Raw genomic sequence first — 5,669 nt, forward strand, 5'->3', positions numbered from 1 at the left:
TTTTCGGCTCCCGGACTCTTTGCTTACATTCCTGTTACTCCAGGAAAAATACTGACCTATACTGAAGTTGCTTTTTACCTGGCAGAAGCAGCTGCCAGATTCGGAATTGGCGGTTCACCTGATGTTCTTTACCAAAATGCTGTACAGGCATCTTTCGTAGAATGGGGATTTTCTGCTCAGGATGCACAGGATTATCTTTCAAACTATCCTTATGATGCAGCCAACTGGAAAAAATCTATTGGGGAGCAGGCCTGGATTGCCATGTACAATCATCCTGTAGTGTCCTGGAACTTTTACCGCAGGTTAGATTATCCGGTTTTACAGGCTCCACCAACAGCTGTTGCCAATGCAGGCGGAAAGGTTCCTGTAAGGCTTCAATATCCCACTTTAGAAGCTGCTACCAATGGTTCCAATTATGCAAAAGCATCGGCTGCTATTGGCGGAGATAAGCTCACCACCAGAGTTTTTTGGGATATTCAGTAAAAGCTGAAAGAAACAGCCTGGAATGTAAACACTTTATAAATTTTTCTATTTTTTTCATATCAATTATTTTGTACGCTTTTTAAGCCTGTGTTTCTACAATACAGGCTTTTTTATGCACTTTTCAATCATTTATAGATCATAAATTCGCTTTCATAGATAGTTTTTCCGGTTTATCCTTCATTTATTCATCTTTGAAGTGTAAATAATAAATAATTAGAATTATGAACGTAAACAAAATTCAAAGGCTAATAAGCAGCTTTATAGCAATGGTATTGATAGGGAGTATATTTTTAAGCTGCAAAAGCAGTGGTGATAATGATGTTCCTGCTCCAACAACAGGCCAGAATATAGATCCAATAGTAGGAACATTTAAAGGAACCATAAAAATTGGAGTTCAGGATTATTATAATGCTATTGTCATGGTTTCAAAAGTAGATAACTCTCATGTTAAAGTTCAGCCTAAATCCGGTGAAGTATATTCTGTTGCAACTCCTAAAATACTGACAGCTGTAAATCCTGTAGGAGTAGGTGTGGGTGGAGATGATCCTGAAGGAAGTATCAATTATCTTATTTCAACCAAAGCTTTACAGATCAGCACGAAAAAAACTTCTGCTACTGATGTAGAGTTTTATTATGAAGGGACTAAACAATAATAAAAGTAAATATTATAATGTGGTTGGTATATTATTCTCATATTGAATAATGATTTGGCTTAATGATTAGTGATAATCTTAAGCCATTTTTATTTATTAAAACCTATGGGTTATATTTACTCACATACTTATTTCCTTTTACCCAAAACCTCCAGGGTAGCAAAGCATCTTCCTGTGCATAGGCTACTCCTACGCGCGGGCCTGCCTCTATATCAGCCTCAGCATATTGAATATTATGATTTTCAATCCATATTTCATTTCCGCTCAGGTCTTTTTTATTAAAGGAACGGTCAATTCCCAATGCTTTAGCAGCCGATCCGGGACCTGAGGAAATAGCAGTTCTGGAAGCCGGCATATTTCGTCTTTTCTCCATAATGTCTTTACCTATCAATGGTTCAATAGCCCGGACAAGTACTGCATGAGGATCGTTTTCTATAGAAGTTACAATATTGAAAAGATGATGGATCCCATAGCATAAATACACGTAAGAAATACCGCCATGACTATACAATGTTTCGGTTCTATCTGTCCGCCTGTCGCCATAGGCATGAGATGCTTTGTCCTGTACACCAAAGTAGGCTTCTGTTTCTACAATAATTCCGGCTGTTATTTCACCATCAATTTCTGTAAAAAGCACTTTCCCCAGAAGATCCTGAGCCAGGAAGAGAACGTCTTGATTGGAGTAATAGGAGAGTGGTAGTTTCAATTGGAATAGTTTTTAGTAATTATCCAAACAAAATTAGTGATAATCTGTTAATGAGAGAAGGGAAGATGGAAGCTGGAGGCTGGAAGTTACTATTTGGGATATAACGTCTGAAGAATCTTTTAACTACTAAAAAAATATTAATAGGAGATAGCCTCTCTATCTGATGTAAAGTGCTTCCAACTCCCAGCTTCCCTACCAAAAACCTCTTAAAATCAATAAGAAGGAAAAAAGTTCCAATATGACTTCAAGCACTTCCAACTCCCAGCCTCCAGCTTCCTTACTCAAAAAAAGCCCCACATTCCTGTGAGACTTTCATTGATGATTTATCTTCCTCCCGGAGGACAATGCTCTTTCAAATATTTCGTAAACATTGTTGCTAAGTGCAGTGATGTTCCTTCGCCTTCACTGATAGAGTGTGTTCTGTTAGGATAAGACATCAGCTGAAACTGTTTGTTGTATTTTACAAGTTCATTAATATAAACTTCCGTATTCTGATAATGCACATTATCATCACCGGTTCCGTGAACCAATAGAAGATTTCCTTTCAGGTTTTTAGCATAAGCTAATGGGGAACCGTTAACAAAATCTTCTCTGTTTTCCTGTGGAAGCCCCATATAACGCTCTTGATAGATATTATCGTAGAACAACTGATTGGCTACCGGAGCAATCGCGATTCCGGTCTGGTAAATATCAGGATACTGTCCCAGAAGGTTTAATGTGGAAGAGCCTCCACCGCTCCAGCCCCATACAGCTACTCTTGAAGTATCCACATAAGGCCATTTTGCAAATAAAGCTTTAGCTCCCATCGCCTGATCACGGATATTAAGCTGTCCTATTTTACGGTAGATCGATTTTCTCCATTCACGGCCTTTAGGAGCTGGTGTTCCACGGTTTTCAAGGGAAACATATAAATACCCATCCTGAGCCATATCTCCGATATATAAACCATTTTTCCCAGTATAGAAATTATCCGTTACGGTCTGTGAACCCGGTTCACCATAGACCATAAAAACAATGGGATATTTTTTGTTGGGATCAAAATCTTTAGGTTTTACCACCCATCCATCTAATGTAACGCCATCCTGTGTGGTGATCTGGAAAAATTCTGTTTTAGCTCTCGCAGGATCTGCTTTTGAAGTACTTTTCGCTGCTACAAGCTCCTTATGTTCCGGAAGTGATACCACAGCTCCTGCTGAACGGGCATTAACGCTGCTATTGTTAAACATGGCAATTTTCCCATTGGGAGAAATCATATATTGATTGGACCCTGTGTAAGCTTCAGGAGTAAGCCTTTGAGCTTTTCCGCCCTGCATACTTACTTTGTAAAGATATTTCTGGGTGGCATTACCGGGAGAAGCTAAAAAGTAAATCTGCTTATTCGGAACATCGAAAAATTCTGGTTTTATGACATCGAAAGCGTCTTTTGTAAGCAAAGTTTCTTTACCGTTCATATCTATTTTGTAAATATGTCTCCAGCCGTCTTTTTCAGAAAGCCACAGAAACTCTTTACCGTTGTTAATCCAGTCCCAACCGCTTGGATCATTATCATTCCATCTGGATTTGATATCAATCCATGCCGGATCTGTCTCTGTATGGATCGTTTTGCTGTTCCCCGACTGAGCATCAGCTACAATAATTTTACTTTGATTCTGCTTCCTGTTCAGCTGCTGTAAAATAATAGATTTAGAATCCAGCACCCATTCCATTCGTGGAATATAATGTTGTACCTCATCGCCTGCAATATTAGCTTTTTTAGAAGATTTTGAGGCAAGGTCATAGAACCAAATGCTGCATCCGGAAGGATTTTCACCCACCTTCGGATATTCTACAGGAATAGTAAATGAATATAAGCTGTCCGTATTATTAATCATCAGGAAATTTTTTGTTTCCCTTGCATCCAGCTTCCAGTAAGCAATTTTACTACCGTCCGGCGACCATCTGAAACCATCCTGAGTCCCGAATTCTTCCTCATAAGCCCAATCGAAGGTACCGTTAATCATCCGGTCTGTACCATCATCGGTAATTTTAGTAAGCTGGTTATTGGAAAGGTCTTCAATATAAATGTTATGCTTAGATACATAAGCCACTTTTTTACCATCGGGAGAGAACTTTGCAAACATTAATGATGATTCCGGTAAGTTTTTCCCAAGCTGGGTAAGTTTCTTGGTATTTTTATCAAAGATCCAGTAATCTCCACGGGTATTGTCACGCCATACTTTCCTGGTATTCGTGAAAAGCAATAAACTTTTGCTGTCAGGAGAAACCTGGAAACTCTGTACTTCTAAAGCTGTTGAGCTTCCGGCAGGAATCAATTCATTATTGCTTAAAAAAGCCTGGTCTTTTCCGGGATTCAGTACATCAATAATCCCAACCCCATTTTTAGTAAATGAATAATAAGCATTACCATCAGGAGTCCATTGGGTTTTCTGAGCAGCTAATGGGGACAAACACAGGAAATATAGGGCAATAGCCGTAATTTTTTTAATATTCTTCATAGCTATGATCTCAATTAAGATAAATGTTCTGCTCTGTAGTTTTCAATTTCATCAACAGTAGTAATCAATCCGTTGCCAAGAAGCCTGTAGCCATTATCTGTAATCAGGAAATCGTCTTCTACACGAACACCACCGAAGTTTCTGTATTCATTTACTTTATCATAATTAATGAATTCTGCATTTTTGTTTTCAGCCTGCCAGATATCAATCAATTCAGGAATCATATAAATACCAGGTTCTACCGTCACTACATAGCCGGATTCCAAAGCTTTTCCTAAACGTAAAGATTTAAGACCGAATGTTTTGGTGTCTTTTGGTTCGTCTTCTGTATACCCAATATACTGCTCTCCAAGATCCTCCATATCATGTACATCCAATCCCATCATATGTCCTAGTCCGCACTGGAAAAATAGAGTATGGGCATTGTTTTTCACCGCTTCTTCAGGGTTGCCTTTCATTAATCCTAAATCAACAAGACCTTCTACCAGATATTCAGAAGCTTTCAGGTAAATATCTTTAAATTTAACTCCCGGTTTCAAAAGGTTGTGGGCGTTATTAAATGAATTCAGAACAATCTCATAGATTTCCTTTTGTTTGGTACTGAAAGTTTTGCTCACAGGAAATGTTCTGGTTAAGTCACCCGCGTATCCCATCGCCGTTTCAGCACCGGAATCATTAAGGAAAAGATCTCCGTCTTTCAACGTATTGAGACGGTAATGATTGTGAAGGATGCCACCATTTATCGTAACAATCGGAGGATAAGACATCTGGCATTCTTTGTTAGCAGCAAGATACTGAATCGCATTGGCAATTTCATATTCTTTAACACCAGGTCTGGCCATTCGCATCGCCAGCAGATGCATTTCATTGGAAACATTCACTGCTTCTTCTATCTGTACGATTTCCTGAGCTTCTTTTACGGAACGTTGTTTTACCACAGCCTTAATCATCTCTACAGAAGGATGTAATTCTGCGATTTTGATCCCTAAAAGATCTGTCAGTAAAATTTTATTGGAAGGCTGGTAAGGAGGAAGGTAATGTATCTTTCTGCCAGATGTTTGGGCTTTCAAAAGATATTGAGAAAGCTCTGCATAGGGCAATGTTTCCTGTACACCGGATTTCAGACTCTTTTCTTTCAAAGTTTCCTGTCTGCCCATCCATACAATATCATCAATACTCAGTTCATCTCCGAAAATAATGGTTTTATTTTCATCAATATCAATAATAGCGGCAATCTTCGGCTCTTGGATTCCGAAATAATACAGGAAAGTACTGTCCTGACGGAAATAATAAGGATTATGCTCAAAATTTACAGGATTCTCTATATTTCCT

5 protein-coding genes are annotated in these 5,669 nt (G+C 38.6%); 2 read left to right on the forward strand and 3 right to left on the reverse strand.

Annotation, left to right across the window (positions count from 1 at the left end; genetic code table 11):
• Window positions 1–483, forward strand: a 483-nt coding sequence (locus BBH99_RS08675) for a SusD/RagB family nutrient-binding outer membrane lipoprotein (protein ID WP_123873083.1), incomplete at its 5' end; no start/stop codon positions are given.
• 221 nt (window positions 484–704) lie between these two features.
• Window positions 705–1,136 (forward strand): hypothetical protein, encoded by a 432-nt coding sequence (locus tag BBH99_RS08680; RefSeq protein WP_066694686.1) that lies wholly within the window; start codon window positions 705–707, stop codon window positions 1,134–1,136.
• Between the two features lie 103 nt (window positions 1,137–1,239).
• Here the strand turns inward: BBH99_RS08680 and BBH99_RS08685 are convergent, their stop codons facing one another.
• The 3 genes from BBH99_RS08685 to BBH99_RS08695 form a co-directional block, all read right to left on the reverse strand.
• Entirely contained in the window at window positions 1,240–1,842 is a 603-nt protein-coding gene (locus BBH99_RS08685; protein ID WP_066694687.1) for a DNA-3-methyladenine glycosylase, read from the reverse strand.
• Between the two features lie 323 nt (window positions 1,843–2,165).
• Window positions 2,166–4,337, reverse strand: coding sequence for a S9 family peptidase (locus BBH99_RS08690; RefSeq protein WP_083188789.1), 2,172 nt, complete (start codon window positions 4,335–4,337; stop codon window positions 2,166–2,168).
• 14 nt (window positions 4,338–4,351) lie between these two features.
• The coding region (locus tag BBH99_RS08695; protein WP_066694688.1) for an aminopeptidase P family protein at window positions 4,352–5,669 on the reverse strand (1,318 nt) is incomplete at its 5' end.

The sequence above is a fragment of the Chryseobacterium contaminans genome, from assembly GCF_001684955.1.
Lineage (GTDB): Bacteria > Bacteroidota > Bacteroidia > Flavobacteriales > Weeksellaceae > Chryseobacterium > Chryseobacterium contaminans.